4 protein-coding genes are annotated in these 23,274 nt (G+C 69.9%); 1 reads left to right on the top strand and 3 read right to left on the bottom strand.

Features of this window, described 5'->3' with window-relative positions; all coding sequences use genetic code 11:
* Window positions 1–128 precede the first annotated feature (128 nt).
* The 3 genes from Q0672_RS10340 to Q0672_RS10330 form a co-directional block, all read right to left on the bottom strand.
* Window positions 129–18,812: a YDG domain-containing protein gene (locus tag Q0672_RS10340; RefSeq protein WP_298621958.1), complete on the bottom strand. Its 18,684-nt coding sequence runs from the start codon at window positions 18,810–18,812 to the stop codon at window positions 129–131.
* Between the two features lie 77 nt (window positions 18,813–18,889).
* Window positions 18,890–19,621, bottom strand: coding sequence for a SapC family protein (locus Q0672_RS10335; RefSeq protein ID WP_298621956.1), 732 nt, complete (start codon window positions 19,619–19,621; stop codon window positions 18,890–18,892).
* Window positions 19,622–19,680: 59 nt separating this feature from the next.
* On the bottom strand, window positions 19,681–21,384 hold the full coding sequence (locus Q0672_RS10330; protein ID WP_298621955.1) for a ShlB/FhaC/HecB family hemolysin secretion/activation protein: 1,704 nt from the start codon (window positions 21,382–21,384) through the stop codon (window positions 19,681–19,683).
* 421 nt (window positions 21,385–21,805) lie between these two features.
* Here Q0672_RS10330 and Q0672_RS10325 point away from each other — a divergent pair, with 421 nt between their 5' ends.
* On the top strand, window positions 21,806–22,852 hold the full coding sequence (locus tag Q0672_RS10325; RefSeq protein WP_298621953.1) for an RNA methyltransferase: 1,047 nt from the start codon (window positions 21,806–21,808) through the stop codon (window positions 22,850–22,852).
* Window positions 22,853–23,274 lie beyond the last annotated feature (422 nt).

Raw genomic sequence — 23,274 nt, 5'->3', positions numbered from 1 at the left:
ACGCCCGCGCCGGTCAACGAAAAATCGGCGAGTCTCCACCCGGCTGGCTGCCCCGGCCGGGTGGAAACTCGCCGATCTCTCAGGAGGGCGACCACTGCCGCCCTCCCCCTCCCAGCCCTTGCTGGCGCTTACTGGCCGCCCTGGTCGGTGGTGCCGATGACCACGGTGGTCACCTTGCCGCCGATGGTCAGCAGCAGGCGCACCGGCAGACCGCCCGGCGGCACGTTGGTGGCCGACACGCTCATGCTCTGCGGATCGTGCTTGATCCACGCCGGCACCGGGCTGCCGTTTTCCATGCGGATGGTGCTGGCGGCAAGGGCAGACTGCCCTTCGCCGGCATACACATCCTTCGGCACGTTGAACACGAAGGTGGACTCGCCGCGCGGGATGCTCACCCGCACGAGGCCCGTCTGCGTGGCCGCCGGTGCCTGCAGGAGCTGCACATTGACGCCGGACTGGCTGCCCTCGGAAGCCACCGCCGCCGACGCCCCCGAACCGCTGCCAGCGGCCGGCGCCGAAACCGCGCCGGACACACCGCCGCTTCCTGCGGTGGCCGGAGCCCCCGCCTGCACGCCGCCGCTGCCCGCCGTACCGGAACCGGAACCGATGCCGGCGCCCGAGGCGATGCCGCCCGAACCAACCGAGCCCAGGCCGGACGACGCGGTGCCACTGCCACCCAGACCTCCGCCCGCACCGCCAAGACCGCCTCCCGTGGCGCCGGTGAGGCCGCTGCTGGCGCTACCGCCAGCGAGACCGCCGGAAACGCCACCCGAGCCACCCACCACGCCGGTGGAGCCGCCCGTGCCCGGCAGGGCCGAATCGAACACCTGCGCCTGGGGTTGCACCGGCGTGTAGGTGGTGACCGGGGTGGCCGGAACCGGCGGCGGCGGGACGACGCTGTCCAGCGCCGAGATGTTGCCGGTGGTGCTGGCGGTGGTGGCAACGAGGCGGTAGTTGCCCGCGTCGGCACCGGCCAGGGCAATGCCCTGCACCTGGATCGGCTTGCCGAGGCCGACCTCTGCCGTATCGAAGCTGGCGCTGGTGTAGGACAGGTTCAGCAGATCGCCGGCCAGACGATTGTCGGACAGGCTGACCGGGGCGCTGGTGCTGCCGTCGTACAACTTGCCGGTGGTGCTGGCAGCAACCGTCAGGGCACGGGCGGCCACGTCGGCAGTGGCGCCGGAGAGGTCGCTGACCGTGTAGTTGCCGGCGTCGGCGCCGGTGAGGCCCAGGCCGGCGATGGTCACCGCCTTGGCATTGCCAGCCTGCTTGTTGGCAAAGCTGCCGGTGACGCCACTGGCGTCGATGCCCACCGTGTCGCCCATCACCACGCCGGCCAGCACCGCAGCGCCGGTGTCGAGGCTGGCCACGCGGGTGCCGTCGTACACCTTGTTGGCGGCAACGATGCCGCTGGCGGTGAGGGCCTTGGCGGTGATGTCGGCAAACGCCGCCGCATCGCCGATGGTGTAGTTGCCTGCATCGACGCCGCCCAGGGCCAGGCCGCTGACGGTGACCGCCTTGGCCACGCCCACGTGCTTGCTGGCGAAGCTGCCGGTGGCCCCGGTGGCCACCAGGCTCACGTCGTCGGCACCCTGCACGCCACTGGTGAGGCGGCCGGCAGCGGTGTCGAGGGTGGCCGCGGTGGTGCCGTCGTACACCTTGCTGGCGGCGCTGATGCCACCGGCGGTGAGGGCCCGCGGGGTGATGTCGGCAGTCGGTGCCGCGCGGGTCGTCACCGTGTAGTTGCCGGCGTCGGCGCCGTCGAGGACGAGGCTGGTGATCGCCACCGGCTTGGCCGTGCCGACGTTCTTGTCGGCGAACTGGCCGGTGCCGCTGACGCCCACGCTGTCGCTGCCCACCAGGCCGCTGAAGCTGGCGGCGCCGGTGTTGAGGGTGGCGGCGGTGGTGGCGTCGTACACCTTGTTGCTGGCGGTGATGCCGCTCACGGTGATCGCCTTCGGGGTGATGTCGGCGGTGGTGGTGGCCGTGCCGGTGAAGACGTAGTTGCTTGCGTCCGCACCGCCCAGCACCACGTTGCCGATGGTCACCGTCTTGCCGGTGCCGGCGTTCTTGTCGGCAAAAACGCCGCTGGCGCTGGCCACGCTCAGCACGTCGCCCGCCAGCTTGCCGCTGAAGCCCGCCGCGCCGGTGTTGAGGGCGGCCGCCACGTTGCCGTCGTACACCTTGCTGGCGGCGGTGATGCCGGTGACCGCCGTCAGGCTGGCCGGGGTGATGTCGGCGGTGAGGCCGACCGGCAGCTGCAGCGTGTAGGAGCCCGCGTTGGCGCCCGAGAGCGCGATGCCGGTAACGGTGACCGCCTTGCCGGTGCCGGCGTTCTTGTCGGCGAACACGCCGCTGCCGAGGCCCACGCTCACCACGTCACCGTCCAGCAGGCCGGACAGCACGGCACCGCCGGTGCCGAGCACAGCCGCGGTGGTGCCGTCATACACCTTGCCCAGGGCCTGCACGCCGGAGATGGTGAGCAGGCGGCCGAGGATGTCGGCGGTGGTGATGGCGGTGGTGTTGAAGGTGTAGTTGCCGATGTCGGCGCCGGTCACGCTGATGCCGTTCACCGTCACCGTCTTGCCCAGGCCGCCGTTGGCGTCGCTGAAGGCGGCGCCGGTGTAGCTGACGGCGAGGCTGTCGCCGCTGGCCCGGTTGTCGGACAGGGTGACGCTGGCGGCGGCGGTGCCGTCGTAGGCCTTGTTGATGCCGGCGGCCGACACGTTCAGCGTGGCCTTGCTGATGTTGGCGAAGGCGGCGGTGGTGGTGTTGGCGGTGTAGTTGCCTGCGTCGGTGCCCGACAGGCTGATGCCGGAAACCCCCACGTACTTGTTGAGGCCGACGTTCTTGTCGAGGAAGTTGGCGGTGTAGCCGAGGGTCAGCACGTCGCCGTTCACCCGGTTGTCCGCCAGGCTGACGGTGGCCGTGGTGGTGCCGTCGTACACCTTGTCGACGCCGGTGGCGGACACCGTCAGGGCACGCGGGGTGATGCTGGCGTGCATGCCGGTGGGCTGGATCAGGTTGTAGTTGCCGCCATCCGCGCCCGACAGCACGAAGGCGCTGCCGTTCACCAGCTTGTTGGTGCCGACGTTCTTGGTGTCGAAGCTGCCGGTGATGGTGCCGATGCTCACGTCGTCGGCGCCGATCACGCCGGTGAGGCCCGCCACGCTGGTGTTGATGGTGGCGGTGGTGGTGCCGTCGTACACCTTGTCCATGGCCACCACGCCAACCACGTTCACGTTGGCCCTGGCGATGCTGGCCGTGCCGGTGGCGGTGGAGGCCACCTGGTAGTTGGTGGCGACGCCACCGTTGATGCCGTCCAGCAGGCCGATGCCGGTGATGGTCACGGTCTTGCCGGTGCCGGCGCTCTTGTCGACAAAGCGGGGGGTGCCGGCGGAGACCGGGATCACCGTCTCGCTGCCCACCAGGCCGACGAGGCTCATGCCGTTGAGGGTGGCGTTGATGGTGCCGTCGTAGGTCCGGTCGGCCACGTCGGCCACCACCGTCAGCTGGGCGCGGTCGATGGTGCTGGTGGTGTTGCTGGCGTAGGTGACGGCGTAGTTGCCGCCGCTGGCGCCGTCATTCACCGTCACGCCGCCCACCGTCACCGTCTTGCCGCTGCCGGCGTTCTTGTCGGTGAAGGCGTAGGTGCCGCCCGACAGGCTGTCGAGCGCGCCGCCGTTGCTGGCGTTGCTGTAGAGCGTGCCGGACAGCACGACCGGGGTGCCGTTGGCCGACAGGCCGCCGTCGTAGGCCTTGGTCACGTCGCTGGTGCCGACGGTGATCGCCGCCTTGTTGATGGTGCTGGTGGTGTTGCTGGCGTAGGTGACGGTGTAGTTGCCGCCGCTGGCGCCGTCATTCACCGTCACGCCGCCCACGGTGACCGTCTTGTTGCCGGTGCCCGCGTTGGCGTTGGTGAAGGCGAAGCTGCCACCCGAGAGGTTGTCCAGCGCACCGCCGTTGCTGGCGTTGTTGAAGAGCGTGCCAGACGTGACCACGGCCGTGCCGGCGGCGCTCAGGGTGCCGTCGTAGGTCTTGGTGACGTTGCTGGTGCTGACGGTGATCGTCGCCTTGTCGATGGTGCTGGTGGTGTTGGCCACGTAGCTGACGGTGTAGTTGCCGCCGCTGTTGCCATCGTTCACCGTCACCGCGCTGGTGTTCACCGTCTTGTTGGTGCCGGCGTTGGCGTTGGTGAAGGCGAAGGTGCCGCCCGACAGCGTGTCGCCGCCGAAGAGCTGGGTGCCGCCCGCCGCGACCACCGCCGTGCCGGACGCCGCGAGGCTGCCGTCGTAGGTCTTGGTCACGTCGGAGGTGGTCACCGACAGATTGGCCTTCGTCACGTTCACCGTCTGGGTGCCGCCCACGAAGGTGTAGTTGCTGGCGAGGCCGGCGCCGGCGGTGCCGTCACCCACCAGGGAAAGGCCGCTCACGTCCACCGTCTTGCCGGTGCCCACGTGGCGGGTCGCCACGCTGCCGGCGCCCGACAGGGTGAGGGTTTCGCTGCCCACCAGCGTGCCAAGGGTCAGGTCGCCCGTGCCCACCACGGTGGTGCCGTTGTACACGCGGCTGCCGGTGAGGCTGACCGCGTAGGGGTTGATGGTGGCGGTGGTGCTGGCGGTGGTGTCGGCCAGGGCGTAGTTGCCGGCGTCGGTGCCCGTGAGGGTGATGCCGGTGATGTTCACCGTGCCCGAGGTGGCGCTGGCGTTCTTGCTGGCGAAGTGGCCGGTGGCGGTATCGACCGCCAGCACGTCGCCGGCGTACTTGCCGGTGAAGCCGGCCGAGCCGGTGGCGAGGGTGGCGCTGTCGTTGCCGTCGTAGGTCTTGTCGCTGGCGGTGATGCCGGTGACGGCGCTGAGGGTGGCCTTGGTGATCTTGCCGATGTTGGCGTCGATCGCGGTGGAGCCGCTGGCGAGCTTGTAGCCATACACCACGATGCTGCCGGCGCTGGCCGAGTCGATCACCGGGCTGACCGAAACCTTCTTGGCGCTGCCGACGTTCTTGTCGTCGAAGCTGCCGACGGTGCCGAAGACGACCGCGTCGCTGCCGACGAGCCCGGCGGTGACGTTGTAGTTGCCCTGGACGAGCGTGGCGGCGGTGGTCGAGTCATAGACCCGCTCGACGCTGCCGGTGAGGGCCACGGAGAGCTCCGGCGCCAGGGTGTAGAGCAGGCCGTTGCCGGTGCCCAGCACGCTGGTGGTGCCGTAGGTGGCGTCGTACTGCTTGAGGTCCGGCGCGAGGCCGCCGAGGGTGTCGGCTGCCGGGTCGGTGGACCACACCTGCCAGTGGCCGGCATCCACCGTCAGCGCGGCGGCGCCGGCGTGGTTGGTGAAGTTGGCGGCCGAGGCCAGGGTGATGTCGGACGCGCCGCTGACGGTGATGCCCTTGTCGAGCACGATGTCGCCGCTGGTGGTGCGCAGGGTGACCGGACCGCTGGCGGTGATGCCGTCGATGCCGCCGGCGGTGCCCACCGCCAGGGTCTGGGCGTTGGCGAGGGACAGCGCGCCGGAGACGCTGCTGGCAGCCACGGTGCCGATGCGGTTGGCGTTGTCGAGGGTGACCGACTGGGCGCCGGTGATCGCCAGCGTGCCCACGCGGACCGCGGTGTTGGCAGCCTGGGTGAGGTTGCCGGTGCTGCCCACCGCCAGGTTGGCGGCGGTCACCGAGCCGAGGGCCAGATCGCCGCTGGCGTTGAGGGTGGCGTTCATGCCCACCGCGGTGGCGGCCACGCTGCCGCTGAACTGGTTGCCGGCGTTGGCGAGGTTGAGGGCACCGGCGCCGCTCACGGCGGAACCGGCGTTGGCGGCGCTCTGCTGGACGATCAGGCTGACCGAGCCCAGATCCAGCGCGCCGGACTGGTTGATGCCGGTAATGCCCGACGAGCCGGAGTCGCTGAAGGTGCCCTTGGTGGTGATCTTCAGCAGGCCGCCGATGTTGTTGCTGTCGCCCAGCACGATGGCGTTGCCGCCGGCGACCGCCGAGATGGTCTTGCCACCGGCGTCCGACACCACCTGCAGGCCGCTGGCGAGCTTGGCGCCGGCGACGCTGGCGGTGGAGGTGGTCACCCCGTTGAAGGCCGAGGCCTGCAGGGTGGTGCCGCTCATGCTGAGGGTGATCACGCCGAACAGGCGGATCTCGTTGCCCGACACGGCTGCCGAGCCACCGCCGATGAGGTTCTTCGACGAATTGCCGGAGCTGAACTGGCCTGCGCCGACCAGATCGAAGCTGCCGCCCACCTGCAGGAAGGCATCCTCGGCCGGCGGGGTGCCGGCCTTCTGGGTGACGGCGCCGGTGCTGTCGAGGGTGAAGGCGCCGGCGATCAGGGAGTCGTCGAGCACGGTGCCGGCGGCGTGGACGTTCTTGACGGCAACGTCGGCGGCTTCGTATGCGGAGGTGTCGAGGGTCAGGTTGCCGCCGATCAGGATCGGGGAGCCCACGGCCTGGGTCAGCGGGCCGCCGAGGGTCAGGCTGACGTTGGAGCTGCCGGCGGTGTTGGTGATGCCGACGATCTGCAGCGCGGCGGTGTCGACGGTGCCGACCTCGACGCCGTCCTGATCCACGAAGGCCAGGCTGGCGCCGCCGGAGAGCAGTGCGGCGAGCACATCCACGTCGTTGCCGGTGTTGGTGAGGGTGACGTTGCCGGCCGACTTGATGGCCAGCTTGGCGGCCTTGATCGGCGCGCCACCGCTCTGGGTGATGACGCCGGCCGATTCGAGGCGCAGCTCGTCGAGGGCGTGGGTGCCACCCAGCGCGGCAACAAAGTTGAGGCCGCCGCTGCCGGTGGCGAGGCGCAGGGTGCGCGGGGTGCCGGCGGCGTCGCTATCGACCGTGCTGGCGAACTGGATGGTGCTGGTGCCGCCGCCGGTGTTGATGCTGACCGGGCCGGTCAGGGTGGTGGCGGACGCGAAGGTGACATCGGCGCCGTTGGTGATGATGTCGCCCGCGGTGCTGATGCCGCCACCGGCGGTGATGTGGACGGCCCCGTCGGCGTTGATGTCGCCGGACGCCGACAGCGCCGTGGTGCCACTTTGATTGAGGGTGACGCCGCCCGCGTTGGTGGTGGTGATGCCGGCGTTCACCGCGAGATGGGTGCCGGCGAGGCTGACCCCGGCGGCGGTGTCGGTATCGACGGCGCCGTTCAGGGTGGTGGTGCCGCTGCCGGCGGTCTGGACCAGCGCGCCGGCGCTGATCGCGTTGGCGGTCACGTCGTGGGCGCTGGTGACGGTGAGGGTGCCGAGGCGGCCATTGGCCGCGCCGCCTACCGCACCGGTGAAGCCCACGTCGCCGCTGCCCGCGACCACGGTGAGGTTGTTGCCCTCGCCGGCTTCGGAGTTCAGCGTGCCGCCGAAGCTGACCGCGCTGTTGGTGGTGGTGACGGTGACGCCCGTGAGGAGCTCGACCGCGTCGTTGTAGGTCTGGGCGCCGCTGGTGGTCACGTTGCCGCCGAGGCGGGTGGTGCCGCCGACGTTGGTGGTGACGCTGGCCGCGTGCACCGCGTCGGCGAACAGGGTGGTGCCGGTGCTATCCACCGCCAGGGCGCCGAGGGCGGTGGTGCCGCCGACCAGGCCGCTGAAGGTGACGTCGGCGCTGCCGCTGCCCACGGTGAGGGCCGCCGTCTGGCCGGCGGCCGAATCGACGGCCTTGTCGAAGGTGACCGCGCTGTTGGTGGTGGCGAGGCTGACGCCGGTGAGCACCTCCACGTCGTCCTGGAAGTGCTGGGCGCCGGTGGTGGTGATGTTGCCGCCGAGCTGGGTCTTGCCCGGGGCGTCGGTGGTGACGCTGGCTGCCGTGACGGCCGCGTTGAACAGGGTGGTGCCGCTGCTGTTCACCACGATCGCGCCCGGCGCGCCCTTCACGGCGCCGCCGACCACGCCCATGAAGCTCACGTCGCCGGAGCCGGCATTGACGGTGAGCGGGTTGGCTTCGCCCACGCCGCCGGTGACCTGGGAATCGACGGTGCCACCGAAGGTGACCGCGCTGTTGGTGGTGGCGAAGGCGAGCGGAGCCTGCAGCTCGACCGCGTCGTTGTAGGTCTGGGTGCCGGTGGTGGTGATGTTGCCGTTGATCTGGGTGGTGCCGCCGGCGTTGGTGGCCACGCTGGCCGCAGTCACCGCCGCGTTGAACTTGGTGGTGCCGGTGCTGTTGACCGTGACCGCGCCGAGGGCGGTGGTGCCGCCGACCACGTCGGTGAAGGTGACGTTGCCGCTGCCGGTGCTGACCGTGAGGGCGTTGGTCTCGCCGGTCTGGGAATCCACGGTCTTGTCGAAGGTGACGGCGCCGTTGGCGGTGCCGAGGGTGATGCCCGAGCGGACTTCGACGATGTCGTGATAGACCTGCGCGCCGCTGGTGGTGGTGACGTTGCCGTTCAGCAGGGTGGAGCCCGGCTCGTCGGTGGTGACGCTGGCGGCGCTCACCGCCCCGTCGAAGCGGGTGGTGCCGGCGCTGTTGACCACCAGCGCGCCGAGGGGGCTGGTGCCGCCAACCGCGCTGCTGAAGGTGGCGTTACCGGTGCCCACCGATACGGTGAGGCCGCGCGGGGTGCCGTCAGCGTCGAGGCTGCCGTTGAAGACCACGTCGCCACTGCCTGCGCCGGTGCTGAGCACGCGGTCGCCCCCGGTGACCTGGGCCGCGCCGGTGATGCTGATGTTGCCGCCGGCCGCTGCCGAGGCGGCCACGCCGCCGCTGGTGTCGATGGAGCCGGCCAGATGCACGCCGCTGCCGCCGGTGAGATCCACCGCGCCGCCGGTGCCGGTGCCCTGGCCCAGCGCGGTGATGGTGGAAGTGGTGAGCACGCCGTCGGCGTTGAGGGTGACGCTGCCCGCCGAAGCGCCGCTGGCACCGGCGCTGCCGCTGGTGATCAGGGTGCCGGTGTGGACGTTGCCGCCGCTGGCGGTGGTGGCGACGTGGATCGCCCCGCCGTTCTGGTAGGCGCCGGCGGCGTAGGTGATGTCGCCGAGGGTGGAGATGGCGACCGAGGACGAATCGAAGCTGCCCACGCCGGTGGCGCTGAAGCTGCCGCCGCGGGTGGTGACGGCTTCGCTGACGGTGACGGCCACCGGGCTGCTGCCCAGGTCGATGGCGCCGCCCTGGGTGCTGATGCCGGTGACGACACCGTCGCCGCCGCCCACGGCGTAATCGGCGCCGCTGCGGTAGGTGAAGCCTTCGCCGACGCCGGTGATCCTGGCTGCCACCAGATCGACGGCGTTGGTGGTGTCGAGCAGGCTGGAGGCCTTGGCGGCGTTCACCAGCAGCTTGCCGGCGTTGATCTCGTTGCTGCCGTCGGCCTGGCTGACTGCGCCGGCCGCGGCGTTGAGGCGCACCGTGCCGCTGTTGCCGATGGCCCCAGCGCCGTCGCCGGCACCGCCTCGGGCGGTGATGGTGCCCGCCACGGTGAGGGTGTCGCCGGCGGTGGTGAGGGTGATGTTGCCGGCATCGCCGCCGGCGCCGCCGAGGCCGATGTCGGCATCGGAACCCGAGGTGATGATGTTGCCGGTGCGCAGGTTGCCGGTGCTGCCAGTGGCGGTGGTGGTGAGGCTCACCGAACCGCCGGCAGTGCCCGGGGTGGCGCTGCGGGTGTCGATGGTCTGGCCGGCCGAGTCGATGCCCGGGGCCGACAGGCTGATGGACGCGCCGCCGGTGGTGATGCCGGTCGGATTGACCGAGCCGATGGTCAGCGCGAGCTTGCTGGACAGGTTGACCGCGCCGGTGGCGTCGGAGGCGAAGGTGCTGACCTCGTTGAGGGGCACGCCGGTGTTGGCGGCGTTGAGGGTGTAGCTGCCGCTGCCCTGCAGGCCGAGCTTGGCCGACAAGATCGCGCCAGTCTGGGTGACCGGGCCGGCGGAACTCAGCACGGTGCTGCCCAGGGTTTCGACGCTGGTCACCGAGAAGCCGTCGGCGTCGGTGAAGCGGATGGTGCCGCTGGGGGTGGACGTGCTGCCGGCGATGGCCGCGTCGGCGGCGTCGCGCACCTTGACGGTGAGGCTGTTCACGTCGTTGCCGGCGGCGTTGAGGATGATGTCGGCGCCGCTGTTGCTGAGGGACTTCACCGTGAGGGTGTCGGCCACGACGGTGCCGGGGAAGCCGCTGCTGTCGGTGGAGATCGCCCCGTGGGCGGTGAGCGTGGCGGCGCCGGTGGTCTCGATCTGGCGCACCGCGAAGCCGTTGGCGTCGTTGTAGGTGATGGTGCCGCTGCCAGCCGCCGCGCCCCCGGCGTTGCGGCTGCGGAGGCTCAGCTTGGCCACGTCGTTGGTGGCGTTGGTGAGGGTGATGCTGCCGTTGTTGGCGGTGGTGACGGCGAGGGAATCCGACGCAATGGTGGCGCCCGCCCCGACCTGCTGGACGAGGCCGACGGCATCCACCGTGACGGCACCGCTGGAGCTGATGTTGGCCAGATCCGCGGTGGAGCCGGAGGTGATGGAGATGGTGCCGGTGCCCGCCTGGTAGCTGTAGTACTGGCCCATCACGAAGCCGCCGGTGCCGGAGGCGGTGACGTCGATGGTGCCCGCGCCGCCGGTCTGGAGCATCAGCGGGGCGCCGGCCGAGCCGGTGGAGTGGGTGATGGTGTCGCCGGAGAGCAGCAGGTTGCCGCTGGTGGAGATCACGCTCTTGGAGAGGTTGACCTCCTTCTGGGCGACCACATTCACGCTGCCGCTGCCGGTGGTGATGGTCTGGTTGACCTGCACGTTGCCGTTGGTGGCGGAGCCCGGCGTGGAGGTGGTGGCGTACAGCGAGACGCTGCCCGAGCCGGTGGTGAGGGTGCCCGGGGTGGTCAGGTTGCCGTCGAGGGAGCGGAACTCGATGTTGCCGGTGGTGGTGGTGAGGTTTTCGGTGGCCAGCACGAGCTGGGTGCCGGCGATGGCGGTGATCGAGGTGCTCTGGGCCAGCTTGCCGGTGAGGGCGTTCATGCTCAGCTGGTTGGCGTCGCGGATCGACACCTGGCTGCCGGTGGAGGTGACGGTGACCTGGCCGGTGAAGTCGTTGAGGGCGCTGTCGAGGGTGATGTTGCCGGTGTTGCCGAAGATCGAGGCGGTGGTGGACTTGATCGACGAGCCGGTGGTCTGGGACACCGCGACGCCCTTCAGCACCATGTCGACACCGGTGGCGTCGACGCTGTGGGTGTCGAGGTCGAGGACGCCGTCGGTGGTCTCGATGCTGGAGGCCGCGCCGGCCACCACGTTGCCGGTGAGCTTGAGGCCGGCGGTGCCGGCGCCGCCCAGATCCTTCAGGGTGAGCGCGCCGGTGGTGATGAAGCTGCCGAGGTTGTCCAGATAGGTCTTGTTGAGGGTGACCACACCGGCCTTGCCCGCCAGCGTGGCGGCCGACAGGGTGCCGGTGTCGGCGACCTGGGCAACGGTGCCGGTGAGCTCCTTGCCGGTGACGCCGAGGGTCACCGTGCCGGCGGTGGCCGAAACCACGTTGAGGGTGGCGTTGGTGGCGCCGACGATCTCGATGGCGGTGCCGGCGGTGCTGGCGGTCTGGGTGGTGCCGAGCAGGCTGATGTTGAAGGCGTTGCTGCCGCCATCGACGCGGATGCTGCCGCTGTCGGCATCGATGACGGAGCCGAGGGACTGGGTCACGCTGTCGCCGCCCAGGAACACGTCGCCGTGGGCGGTGATGCTGCGCACGCCGATGGCCAGCGCGCCGCTGGCGCCGTCGCCGGTGGCGGTGCGCAGGCGCAGGCCGCCGGCGCTGGTGATGCTCTGCGTCAGCGAGAGGCCGGAGGTGGAATCGTAGGCGTCGAAGTCGTACTGGACGGCGGCGTTGTCGCCCACCGAGATCGCCCCCAGCTGGAAGATCTTGTTGCCGGTGTTGGCGAGCACCGCCGAGCTGCCGCCGGTGACGTTGAGGGTCTTGACATCCACCGAGGTGGTGGCGCTCTGGGTGATCGCGCCGGTGATGGCGCCGATGGTCGGGGTGCTGTCGCCGAGTACCAGGCCGCCGTTGGGGGCGCTGATGTTGGGCAGGGCCAGGGCGCTGGTGCCGCGGATGGTGACCGCGCTGGCGCTGGCGCTGGCGCTGGCGGTCTGCACCGTGCCGCTCAGCACGATGTCGCCAGCGGCGGTGCCGTCGTGGCCGGTGAGGGTGATGGTGCCGCCGCTGGTGCCGGTGGACGGGCCGGTGCCGACGCTGCCGCCGGTGGCGTTGATGCTGCCGGCGGCCTGGATGATGCCGCGGCCGGTGAGGGCGATGTTGGCGCCGCCGCTGGCGTATTCGCCGGCGGAGATGCCGTAGGTGGCCAGGTTGAGGGCACCGCCGTTGGTGGTGAGGGTGACGTTGCCGGTGGAGGTCTTGATCGGGCCGGTGAGGGTCAGGCCGCCGGTGGTGTCGTTCAGGCTGAAGGCGCCGCTGCTGGCGTTGTTCAGGTAGAAGGGGCCGACGCTGCCGATCACGTTGTTGCCGGTGAGGCTGATCGCGCCCAGGGCCGACGGGTTGGCGTAGGTGGGCGAGGTGCCGCCGCTCTGGTCGGGGCCGGACACCGCGCCGGGGGTGGTGAGGACGCCGGCGGTCTGGGTGATGGTGCCGCCCGAGGTGAGCTGGATGCCGTTGGCGCCGGCGCTGATGTCGCCGCCGAGGGTGAGGCTGCCGTACACCGAGCGCATCATCGCGCTGCCGCCGGTGGTGAGGGTGCCGGTGCTGTTGTTGGTGATGTTGCCGCCGCCGGTGAGGGCGATGCCGCCGGTGCCGGCGCTGATGGCGCCCTGGATGTTGACCCAGCCGTTGGTGTTGCCGCCGTAGCCGCCCACGCTGACCGACTTGGTGGCGGTGTTGGCGGTGAGGCTGCCGGCGCTGGCCAGGGTGATGCCGTAGTTGCCGTTGGAGATGCTGACGTTGCCGGTGGCCGACGAGACGGCACCGACCACCGTCAGGTTGCGATTGATGTCGTAGAGGTTGAAATTGCCGCCGGTGGCGAAGTAGCCGAGCCGGTAGATCTCGTTGTTTCCATTGAGATTGACGGAGCCGCTCACAGCGCCGCTGAGGTCGGTGGTGTCGGAATCGGAATAGATGCGGCTGGTCTGGGTGACGTTGCCGGTCAGCGGCACGTCGGCCCCGGCCACGCCGGTGCCGACGCCGCCGAGCACCAGCTTGCTGCCGCCGTGCAGCTCGATGTTGTTGAGCTGAACGTTGTTGGCGTTGCGGATGAAGATGTCGTTGCCCGAGCCGCTGATGTAGAGCCGGTTGTTGAGGGTGACGTTGCCACCCCCCGCGTCGAGGATCAGGTCGTCACCGCCGCCGTGGTGGGCCTGCAGATCGACGGAGTTGATGATTCCGGCAGCGCCGGAATAGATCTCGATACCCTTGGCGTACATCGTGCCGCCGGTCAGGTTGACGCCGCCGCTGGTGGTGATGGTGATCTTGCCGGCACCGCCGTGATGGCCTTCGATGGAGCCCGAGGCGCTGAAGCCACCGGCACCGGCGGTCAGCACCATGCCCTTGCCCCGGTTGGTGCCCGACAGCGTCATGGCGCCCTCGGTGGTTGCGGTGAGCAGGGTGTCGTAGCTGCCGTCGTAGATGTTGGTCAGCAGGAGCCCGTTGCCCTCGGCATCCTTGTCGTAAAGGGTGATCGCGCCGCCGCGGCGCACATAGCCGACCTGGCCGATCTCGTTGGTCACGTTGCTGAGGTTCAGCGGGCCGCCCAGCTGGAAGGCCTGGATGACGCCCACCTTGACCGCGGTGTTGGCCGCCTGGCTCACGGCGCCATTCGCGTACAGCCAGTGGCCGCCACTGCCGTTGAGGCTCTGGTAGGTGTTGCTGCCGAGCACCAGGCCGCCGCGGTTGCCGGCGACGCCCGCCGTGATGTCGCCCAGCTGCACGGCGGCGGTGTCGTCGATGGTCACCGCGGCGCTCGAGTTGCTGCCCGCATTGACGGTGCCCGCGAGGGTGACATCCCCGAGGGTGTTGGTGGCGTAGTCGCTGCCGTACAGCGTGACCGTGCCGGAGGTGGACGAGATGGTGGAGCCCGCCGACTGGGTGATGCCGCGGCCGCGCAGCACCACGTTGCCGGTGGTGGCGGTGATGTTGCGGGTGCCGACGGCCAGGGCGCCCACACCGGTGCGGATGTCCACCCCGGTGGCGGTGACGTCGCCGGTGAGGGCCATGCCGGTGACGCGGCCCTTGGCCTGGATGGTCAGGGCGCCGCCGAGGGTCACGCCGCCCAGCTCGTCGATGATGTTGGAGTTGTCGCCGACATTGATGGTGGTGGTGGACGCCACCTTCAGGGTCTTGATGTTGATGGTGTCGCTGTAGCTGGCGCCGGAGTCGTACTGGAGCACGTCGCCGCGCACGTCGGCGTTGCTGGCCGTCAAGCCACCCGAGAGCTGGCCGATCTCGAGGGTGCCGCCGGTGGCGGTGGCCGCGCGCACGACGACCGCGCCACTGCTGGCGCTGGCCACATAGGCGTTCTGCAGCAGGATCGCCGAGGTGCCGGCGGTGTCGGCGTCGGTGCTGGTGAGGGTGCCGTACGACTGGATGCGCCCGCCGCCGCCATTGACGCGGATCTTGCCGCTGCCGGCGTTCACGGTGGAGGCCATGCCGGCGGCGCCGGTGTTGCCGAAGGTCACGCCGACGCCCGAGAGGTTCACCTGCCCGCTGGTGGTGGTGATGTCCAGGTAGTCGCCGGTGAGGTTGAGTGCGCCGGCGCTGGAGCTGACCGTGATGGCGCCGCCGGTGCTGGTGAGGTCGGTGTCGTAGCCGTTGGAGATGTTGCCCGAGGCGCTGAGGGTGATCGCGCCGGCGGCGGTGGTGAGGTCGGCGTAGTTGGCGAGCGTGAGCGTGCCGTTGGGGGCCGCGATGCTGATCGGTGCGCCGCTGGCGGTGCTGGTGACCGAGCCATAGACGGTGACGTTCTCGTCGCCGGCCACGTTGTTGGCGCTGCCGGTGGTCTGCAGCTGCAGGCCGGAGGCGCCGTCGTAATACTGGGCGTAGATGTTGCTGCCATTGATGAGCAGGCGGCCGGTGCTGTTCACCGCCACCAGGCTCTTGGCCGAGACGTTGCGGTTGAGGCTCAGGTCGGTGCCGGTGCTGACCAGGATGTCGCCGAGGCTGTTGGCGCCGCCGACGCTGCCGCCGCCCACGTCCCAGCCCACCGAGATGGCGCCGCCGCCGGTGCCGTTGAAGGTCAGGTCGTTACGTTCGGCGGCCTTGCTGTAGAGGTTCTGGGCGACGCTGATGGCGCCGCTGCCGCGGGTGAAGGTGACGGCGTCGTCGAGCCAGGTGTTGATGGTGTTGAGGGTCACCGTGCCGTTGCCGGTACGGGTGTCCACGGTCATCGCGCCGCTGCCGTTGGCCACGGTGTCGTCGCCCAGGTGGATGTTGTAGCTGGCGTTGATGGTCACGCCGCCGGCGGCGTTGGTGGTGAGGTTCTTCTCGACGGTGGTGTTGGCCGACGAGGACACCGTGAAGCTGGACAGCGGCGCCGCGCCGCCGACCACGCCGCGCAGGCGCACGTCGCCGGTGCCGGCGGTGAGGGTCAGGCTGCGCGCGGTGCCATCCGAATCGATGGTGGACAGGGCGTAGATGTTGCCCGAGGTGGCGCCGGTGGAAACCAGCCGGTTGGCGGTGAGGATGGTCGGGGTCTGCAGCTCGATGTAGCCGCCCAGGCCCTGGGTGCTGGCGCCGGAGTAGCCGCCACCGATGGCGAGCAGGTCGCCGTTCAGGTAGATCTTCTTGCCCGTGCCGGGGGCGCCGATGATGATGTTGCCGGCATTGCCGCCGTTGCGGTTGGTGGGGTTCGAGGCCTCGGGGGTTGCGTCGCCACCGGAGGTGGTGATGGCGCCCACGTTCACGTCGCCGGTGGTGGCGGTGATGCCCACCGCCGCGGCGTTACTGCCCACGCCCAGCAGGTTGTTGGCGCCGGTGGTGGTGATGGCCTGCAGGGTCACGTTGCCCTGGGCGGTCACGCTGACCACGCCGGACGCCGTGCCGGTGTCGCCGTCGGCGGTGGTGACGATGTTGGCGCCGGCAAGGGCGGTCACGTCGCCGCTGGTGGCGGTGAGATTGACCCGGCCGCCCTTGGTGCGGATCGGGTCGTTCAGGGTGATCGAGGTGCCGGTGACCGACACGGTGCCGCTGGCCTGGCCGGCGCTGCCGGCGGTGCCGCTGATGACGTTGCCGCTGGCCGAATCGAGGGTGACGGCGCCGGTGCTGCTGTCGCCGAAGGTGATCGCCCCGCCGGCCGAGGCCGACACGACCTTCACCGCGCCGGTGATGTGGGCCAGGGAGATGGCGCCCAGGCCATCGGCCGACACGCTGGTGTCGCCGCCAGCATGCACGCTGCCGGTGTAGCTGATCGAGCCGTTGGAGCCGCTGGCGGTGGTCAGGGTCAGCGCACCGCTGCCACTATCGAGGCCGGTAGCCGAGCCGCCGGTGGTGATCGAGCCGCCCGAGGCGATGGACACGCCGCTGGTGGCGCTGGCGCCGTTGAGCACGGTGGCCACCGAATTGACGAGCTGCACGCTGCCGCTGGTGGTCGCCAGCGACATCGCACCGACAAAGCGGTTGGTGGCGGTGGTGAGGTCGATGTTGCCGCCCGCGGTGAAGCTGGCGGTGCCGGCCACGTCATACACACCGGCACCCGAGACCGCGCCGCCCGCGACGACGGTGAGGTTGCCGCCGTAGGTGCGCACGGTGCCGGCATTGCTGAGGGCACCGCCGGTGGCGGTGAGGATCATGTTGCCGTTGCCGGCGGCGATCATCGAGACGCCGCTGTTCACGGTGATGTTGTTGGCGGCGGTGAGGGTCAGCGAGTAGTTCGAGAACCAGCCCAGGGTGCTGGCGACGGTGATGTTGCCGGCCTGGCTGCCGCCGCTGCCGGTGGTGACGGTGACGTTGCCGTTGGCCAGCGCGTTCTGCAGGGTGGCGACATTGAGCACCGAGTCGTCGCCGTCGGCATCGAAGCCCGAGGCGATGGTGTCGGCGCCGCTGCTGATGGTGAGGTTGTACGGGTCGAGCAGCAGGGTGCCGGCGCGGCCGGCGCTGGCGAGCAGATCAACCTGGCCGCGGAAATCCAGCACGCCCTTGCCGGAGACTTCGGCAAAGCCGCCGTCGCCGCCATTCGCGCCGCCCCGGGCGCTGATCTGGCCGAGGAAGCGGGTGTTGCCGTCGGCCCACACGATGACCTTGCCGCCGTTGCCGGTGTCGGTGGCGTCGGCGCGGATCACCGCGCCATCGGCCACGAAGGTGGCCTGGGCGTTGGCGATGTCGGGGTTCTTGCCCTGATAGTCGCCGCCCACCAGCACGGTTCCGCCGCCGGTGGCACCGGAGGCATCCAGCTCGGTGCCTTCAAACAGGCCGACGTGATCGCCGGTCAGGGTGATGCTGCCGCCGCGGCCACGCCGGCTGCCGGCGCGCAGGCTGCTGCTGTCGAGGATGGCGGTGGTGGGCGGGGTGTTGTCGGCGGGCGCGGTGGGCGCCTTGCGCTGGCCGCCGACCAGGCGGATCTGCCCGCCGGCGAGGACGCCGGAGACATCCATGGTGGCGGCAGAGAGAGTGATGTTGTTGCCCGCCTCGACGTGGACAGCGCCGCCCTCGCCTGCTTCGGCGGTGGCGTCCACGGTGCCGGAGACGGCCACGTCCTGGGCCGCCTTGACGGTGACTTCGCCGCCCTTGTCGGCGCCGGAGACATCCAGCTTGCCGGTGGCGGTCTGGGTGACGGTGTCGGCGGTGACGGTGATGCGGCCGCCGCTGCGGCTGGCGCCGGCCACCACGGGTTCGGTGGCGGCGGCGCCCTTGGCGGAAATGGTGCCGCTGTTCACGACCACCGGCGCGGTGACGCTCACCTCGCCCGCCGGGCTGCCGTCGCGGCCGGCGTCGGCGCTGACGGTGCCGGTGTTCTCGACGCGATCCGAGGCTTCCAGGACGATCTTGCCGCCCTTCATGGCCATGCCGGTGGCTTCGAGCTTGCCGCTGTTGCGCACGATGCCGCCCTGCAGGCGGTCCACGGCCCGCGCGGACAGGATGATGACCCCGCCCGGCGCCACCACGGCGCCCTTGTTCTCGACGAGAGCCTTGATCTTGGAGGGCTCGACGACGATGCCGGCGAGGCTGTTGTTGCCGTCGAACTGCAGGGTGACGCGCTCGCCCGAGGCCAGCGCGACGGTGCCCATCCGGGCGACGATCACGCCTTCATTGCGCACTTCCGGCGCCAGCAGGGCGATGTAACCGCCCAGCGCGGCGCGCAGTTCGCCTTCATTGACGACGCTGCCGGTGCTGCCGTTGCGGGCGAAGCTGGACTTGCCGGCCATGAAGTCGGCGTTGGCGACGTCGTGGGTCGAGGCCACCAGGCCGCCCACATCCACGCTGGAGCCCTTGCCGAAGTACACGCCGTTCGGGTTGACCAGCACCACCTGGCCGTTGGCCGTGATCTTGCCGAGGATCTGCGAGGCCTGGGTGTCCATCACCCGGTTGAGGGTGGCCGACGCGGCGGACGGCTGGTTGTAGTTCACCTGGGCCGCGGCGCCCACGTTGTAGCTGCTCCAGTCGATCACCGCGCGGTTGGAGGCCTGGTTGATGTCCATCCGGGCGCCGCTCTGGCTGATCGCCGCCTGGCCGGCCACCACGTTGCCGCCGGTGGGCAGCTGGCCCGCTGCCGGCGGCGCCGCGAAGGCGTTCATCCCGAGGGTGAGCAGCGCCGCACCCAGCAATCGCTCACGCCAGCGCCCCGCGCCCTCCCCCGTCACCGTGGCGGCGGCGGCGCCGCCCACCCGGGCTTCCGAACCCGTCACGCCACTGGACTTGCCGCGGCCGCGCGCGATTTCCGCGACAACGACCCAGGCATCGTGGCGATGGCTCCAGACAAGACGGTAGATTCGGTTCATCGATGCATGCCCGTTCATGGGAGCGCTCCTTCAGGATTCAGATATCAGGTGACGTGGGGGTGCGGAGGGGTGCCGGATCAGTTGGCCAGGCCGGAGGGCGCGGGCTGACGGCGAAGGAGTTCGAGCAGGTTGCCCAGGGACAGCAGGTGGGCGTAGATCAGGCCCAGCTCGCCGGTGGCGAACCATGCCTTGAGGGTGTCTTCGGAGATTTCGCGCAGCTTGGCCTCATCGACCACCAGCAGGCCCTGCAGGGTGAAGTTGCGGCCGTCGTTGAGGGCGGCGCTGGCCTGGGCTTCCATCAGGATGCCGGCCTCTTCCAGGTGCTGGACGAACTGGCGGGTGAGGATGTTCTGGCGCTGGAACTCGGTGAGCATCTCGAGGGCGCCCTGGATCGGCGCGGCCGGCTCGCCGCCGGCGTCGAACAGGGGCTCGCCTTCGGCTTCGTTGAAGCCTTCGAAGTCGCGGTCGACGCACAGGGTCAGCTGGTCTTCACCGGTCTCGGCAAAGACGAAGGGGTAGCGGCGCACGAAGGCCGGGATGTACGGGGCGGTCCACTTGCCGTCGTCGTCCACGTAGAGGTTGCGGCCGCCGGGCAGGCCGGTGAGGGCCACCGGCACGAGGTCGCCGTTTTCGACGCGCAGAAAGGCGATCGGGCTCTGGCGGGCCACTTCGGCGAATTCGCCGATGACGATGGGCAGGCTGGTGGCGTGGCCGGCGAAGTCGAGGCTGTCGGCGGGCTTGAGCTTGAGGGCGGCGTGCTGGTTGCGGTCGAGGGCGACGACGTTCTTGTAGAAGAGCAGAGTGGTCATGGTGTTGTGGTCCGTAGGCTGGGAGGGAACGGGAAGTCGGAGGCGGATCGCGGGGCGGGTCAGAACGGGAGCGTGGCCATGAACCAGAAGCGGTTCAGGTCCTTGGTGCCGTCCTGGTCCTTGCCGGTGGCGGTCGGGTTGGGGTTGGTGCCGATGCGGTGGGCCCAGGTGAGCCGGAAGTTGGCGTAGAAGGGCGAGGCCCAGGCCATGCTCATGCCGGCGCCCTGGAGTTCCAGGCTGTTTTTGGCTGCGGCGCCGGTGAAGTCGTTGTTGTGATTGACCTTGACCCGGCCCCAGTCGTAGAAGCCGGTGAGGGACAGGTTGGCGGGCAGGCGGTAACGCAGCTCGAGGTTGATCAGGTCGCCTTCGGAGCCGCCGGCCTCGCTGGCCGGATAGGCGCGCACGCCGTTGGCGCCGCCCAGGTAGAAGCGCTCGCCGGAATCCAGGTTGCGGCTGGCCATCTGGCCGCTCCAGGCGGCGAAGAGGGTGAGGTCCGGGGTGATCGCCTGCAGGCGGTTGAGCGCATAGCGGTAGATCTGGTAGCTGCCCTGGGTGTTGGCGCCGGCGGCGTCGGACACCTGGTTGGGCGAACCGCCGAGATCGACCTTGCCCGACGAGAGGGTCAGCGCGCCGGTGGTGGCGCCGCCGCCACCGAGGCTGTCGAAGGCGTTGCCGGACAGGCCGACGCTGGCCACGTTGATGCCGTAGTCGCTGGTGGCCGCGTCGAGGGATTCGTTGTAGTAGCTCTTGCGATCCCACGCGATGCGCAGGTAGAGGTTCTTCATGCGGCTGCGCACGATGGGGTAGCTGGCATCCACCCCGGCGCTGCTGGAGCGGCCGCGCAGCTTGTAGCTGGAGAACTCCGGCGTCACCACGTCGTAGCGCAGGCCCGAGTAGTTGGCGCCGAGCCGCCAGCCCTGGTTGCCGACCGGCAGCGAATACACGCCGCGCACGTACTCGCTGCCTTCGCTCTTGATGAGGTTCACCCCGATCTGGTCGCCCAGGCGAAAGGGGCTGCCGGCGAACAGCGAGGCCGTGACGCGGTTGCCGCCGGTGGAGCGCGAGCCGGTGTTGTCCACGCCCACGTCGCCACTCAGAAAGGGCTCCGGCTCCATGTTGAGGAGCAGGTCGGTCTCGCCGTCGTTGGCGCCTTCCTTCAGGTTGCCCTGCACGGTAACGCCGGGCAGGTCATCCACCAGCAGCAGGGCGCGGTCGACGGCTTCGGCATTGAGCGGCTGGCCGGGCTGCTGGGCGGCGGACACCATGCGACGCGCCACCTCGGGGGACAGGCGCAGGCTCTCGGGGGCTTCGATCAGCACGCTGCCGAGCACGGCCTCGACGATCTGGATAGTGACCACCCCGTTCTCGATCTCCTGCTTGGGCAGGTAGGCGCGGACCACCCAGCCGGCTTCCCGATACACGGCGGCCACCGCGGCGGCGGCCTTCTGCAGCTCGCTGAAATCCAGCGGGCGGCCGACCCACGGGGCTACCGCCGGCTGCAGGCGGCTCTCGTCGAGCAGGGTGTTGCCGGCGAAACGGAAGCGGCTGACGGTGATGACCATCCCGCTGGTGGGCTTCATCTCGGGCTGGGGCGCAACGCTCGGGCGGCGGACCTGGGGCAGGTTGGGCTGCTGGCCGCGCTCGATCTGCTGCATCAGCGAGCCGGCGTCGGGGGCGGCGGTCTGGGCCTGGGCGGCGCCCATGCCGCTGGCGAGCGCCAGGGCAAGAACGGCAACGGTCGTCGGGTGGGTTTGGCTATGCAAGATGGACCTCGGCAATCTGTGGCTGACGGGCACCGGCAGGCCAAAAAGCGACCTGTCACCAACTTCATCGAGCCCTGAACGGACGCAAAAATACCATCTTTCTCGTTTTTTTCAAATTTGCATTTATTGATGATTGTCGACCCTTGCCTTGGAATGCCATCCCAAGGCCGCACTTTTAACATTTTTGTGTTTTATATCAACGATGTTTTGCTGATCAATGGCCACCTCGGCGATGCTCAAAATGGGAACCACGCCAGACCAAATACCTCAAATTCGTCAAATTAGACATAATCGATAGGGGTTTTGCCTACATGGTCGCGCGGGCGGACGGACAAGGGCACGGCGCACGCCGGCCGGGTGGGCATGCATCGACGCCAAACCCCTGAAACGGCAGCGGAAAAGGCATATCATTCGGCCCCTCATGCGCATCGAACATCTCCGCCAGCGCCTTGCCGATCTGGGCGCCAAACCCGTGCACATCCAGCGCGTCCTGCGCGCCTGGACGCACGCCCTGCCCCTTTCCGCCGGCCCGGCCCGGCGCGGCCCGAACCTGCCCCAGGCGGTGCTCGACGCCCTGCCGGCGCTCACCGCCGAGCTCGACGGCCTCGCCCGGCTGCATTCCGAGCACCCGGCCGAGGACGGCTCGGCGCGCCTGCTGGTGCAGCTGCCCGACGGCCAGACGGTGGAGAGCGTGCTGCTCCCCCGCGACGGCCTGTGCGTGTCGAGTCAGGTAGGGTGTGCGGTGGGTTGCGTGTTCTGCATGACCGGCCGGGACGGCCTGCTACGTCAGGTGGGCAGCGCGGAGATCGTCGCCCAGGTGGTGCTGGCGCGGCGCCAGCGGGCGGTGAAGAAGGTGGTTTTCATGGGCATGGGCGAGCCCGCCCACAACATGGAAAACGTGATCGAGGCGATCCAGCTCCTCGGCACCGAGGGCGGCATCGGCCACAAGAACCTGGTGTTCAGCACAGTGGGGGATCACCGCGTCTTCGAGCGCCTGCCCACGCTCACGGTCAAGCCGGCGCTGGCCCTGTCACTCCACACCAGCCGCGCGGATCTGCGCTTCGAGCTGCTCCCCAAGGCCCCGCGCATCAGCCCGGACGAGCTGGTGGAGCTGGGCGAAACCTACGCCCGCCGCACCGGCTACCCGATCCAGTACCAGTGGACGCTGATCGACGGGGTGAACGACACGCCGGAAGAGCTCGACGGCATCGTCCGCCTGCTCTCGGGCAAGTACGCGATCATGAACATGATCCCGTACAACGCGGTGCCCGACCTGCCCTTCCGCCGCCCGGCGTGGGACAAGGCCGCCGACATCGCCCGCCAGCTCCACCGCCGCGGCATCCTCACCAAGCTGCGCAACTCGGCCGGGCAGGATGTGGAAGGCGGATGCGGGCAGCTGCGGGCGCGGGTGCTGGGGGATGAAGCCCGGCCGGCAGAGGTGCCGGTGAAGTTCGTGCGCGGATCGTAGCTCGGGTTCGCGCAGCGCAAGCCGACGGAACCAACCGCGGCTGGCGATTGCTTCCGTAATGGCGCGATGATTCCGGAAAGCCCGTCTGAGCCGCCGAGCAGCGGAGAAGTGGGCGGGGAAGTCCGGCGCGGCGGTCTGAGCCGGCAACGCCGGCGAGTTCCGCGCCGGCCGCCCACTTCGAGCAGCGCAGGGGAGTCATTCGCGCAGCGAATGACCGGTGAAGCCGGGTCGCCTTCTTTGCTTCCTTTCTTGGCGACGCAAGAAAGGAAGTCGCCCGCCGGGGCGGAAGCGGGGTTTCGCGGAGCATTGCTCCGCGCCGCTGGAGCCGGCCGGGTGTGCAAACCCGGCCGTGGAACGAGTCCCGGCCAATCCATGCAAAACGAAGGCACCACCCACAATCGCCAGCTGCAAGTGGGTGAGCA

Source organism: uncultured Zoogloea sp. (assembly GCF_937894855.1).
GTDB lineage: Bacteria > Pseudomonadota > Gammaproteobacteria > Burkholderiales > Rhodocyclaceae > Zoogloea > Zoogloea oryzae.
This window is presented reverse-complemented; position numbering and strand designations above follow the sequence as displayed.

Excerpts from the sequence above, each read along its gene's own strand:
- Q0672_RS10325 (WP_298621953.1), top strand. The coding sequence starts at position 21,806 with ATGCGCATCGAACATCTCCGCCAGCGCCTTGCCGATCTGGGCGCCAAA.
- Q0672_RS10335 (WP_298621956.1), bottom strand. The coding sequence starts at position 19,621 with ATGACCACTCTGCTCTTCTACAAGAACGTCGTCGCCCTCGACCGCAAC.
- Q0672_RS10340 (WP_298621958.1), bottom strand. The coding sequence starts at position 18,812 with ATGAACCGAATCTACCGTCTTGTCTGGAGCCATCGCCACGATGCCTGG.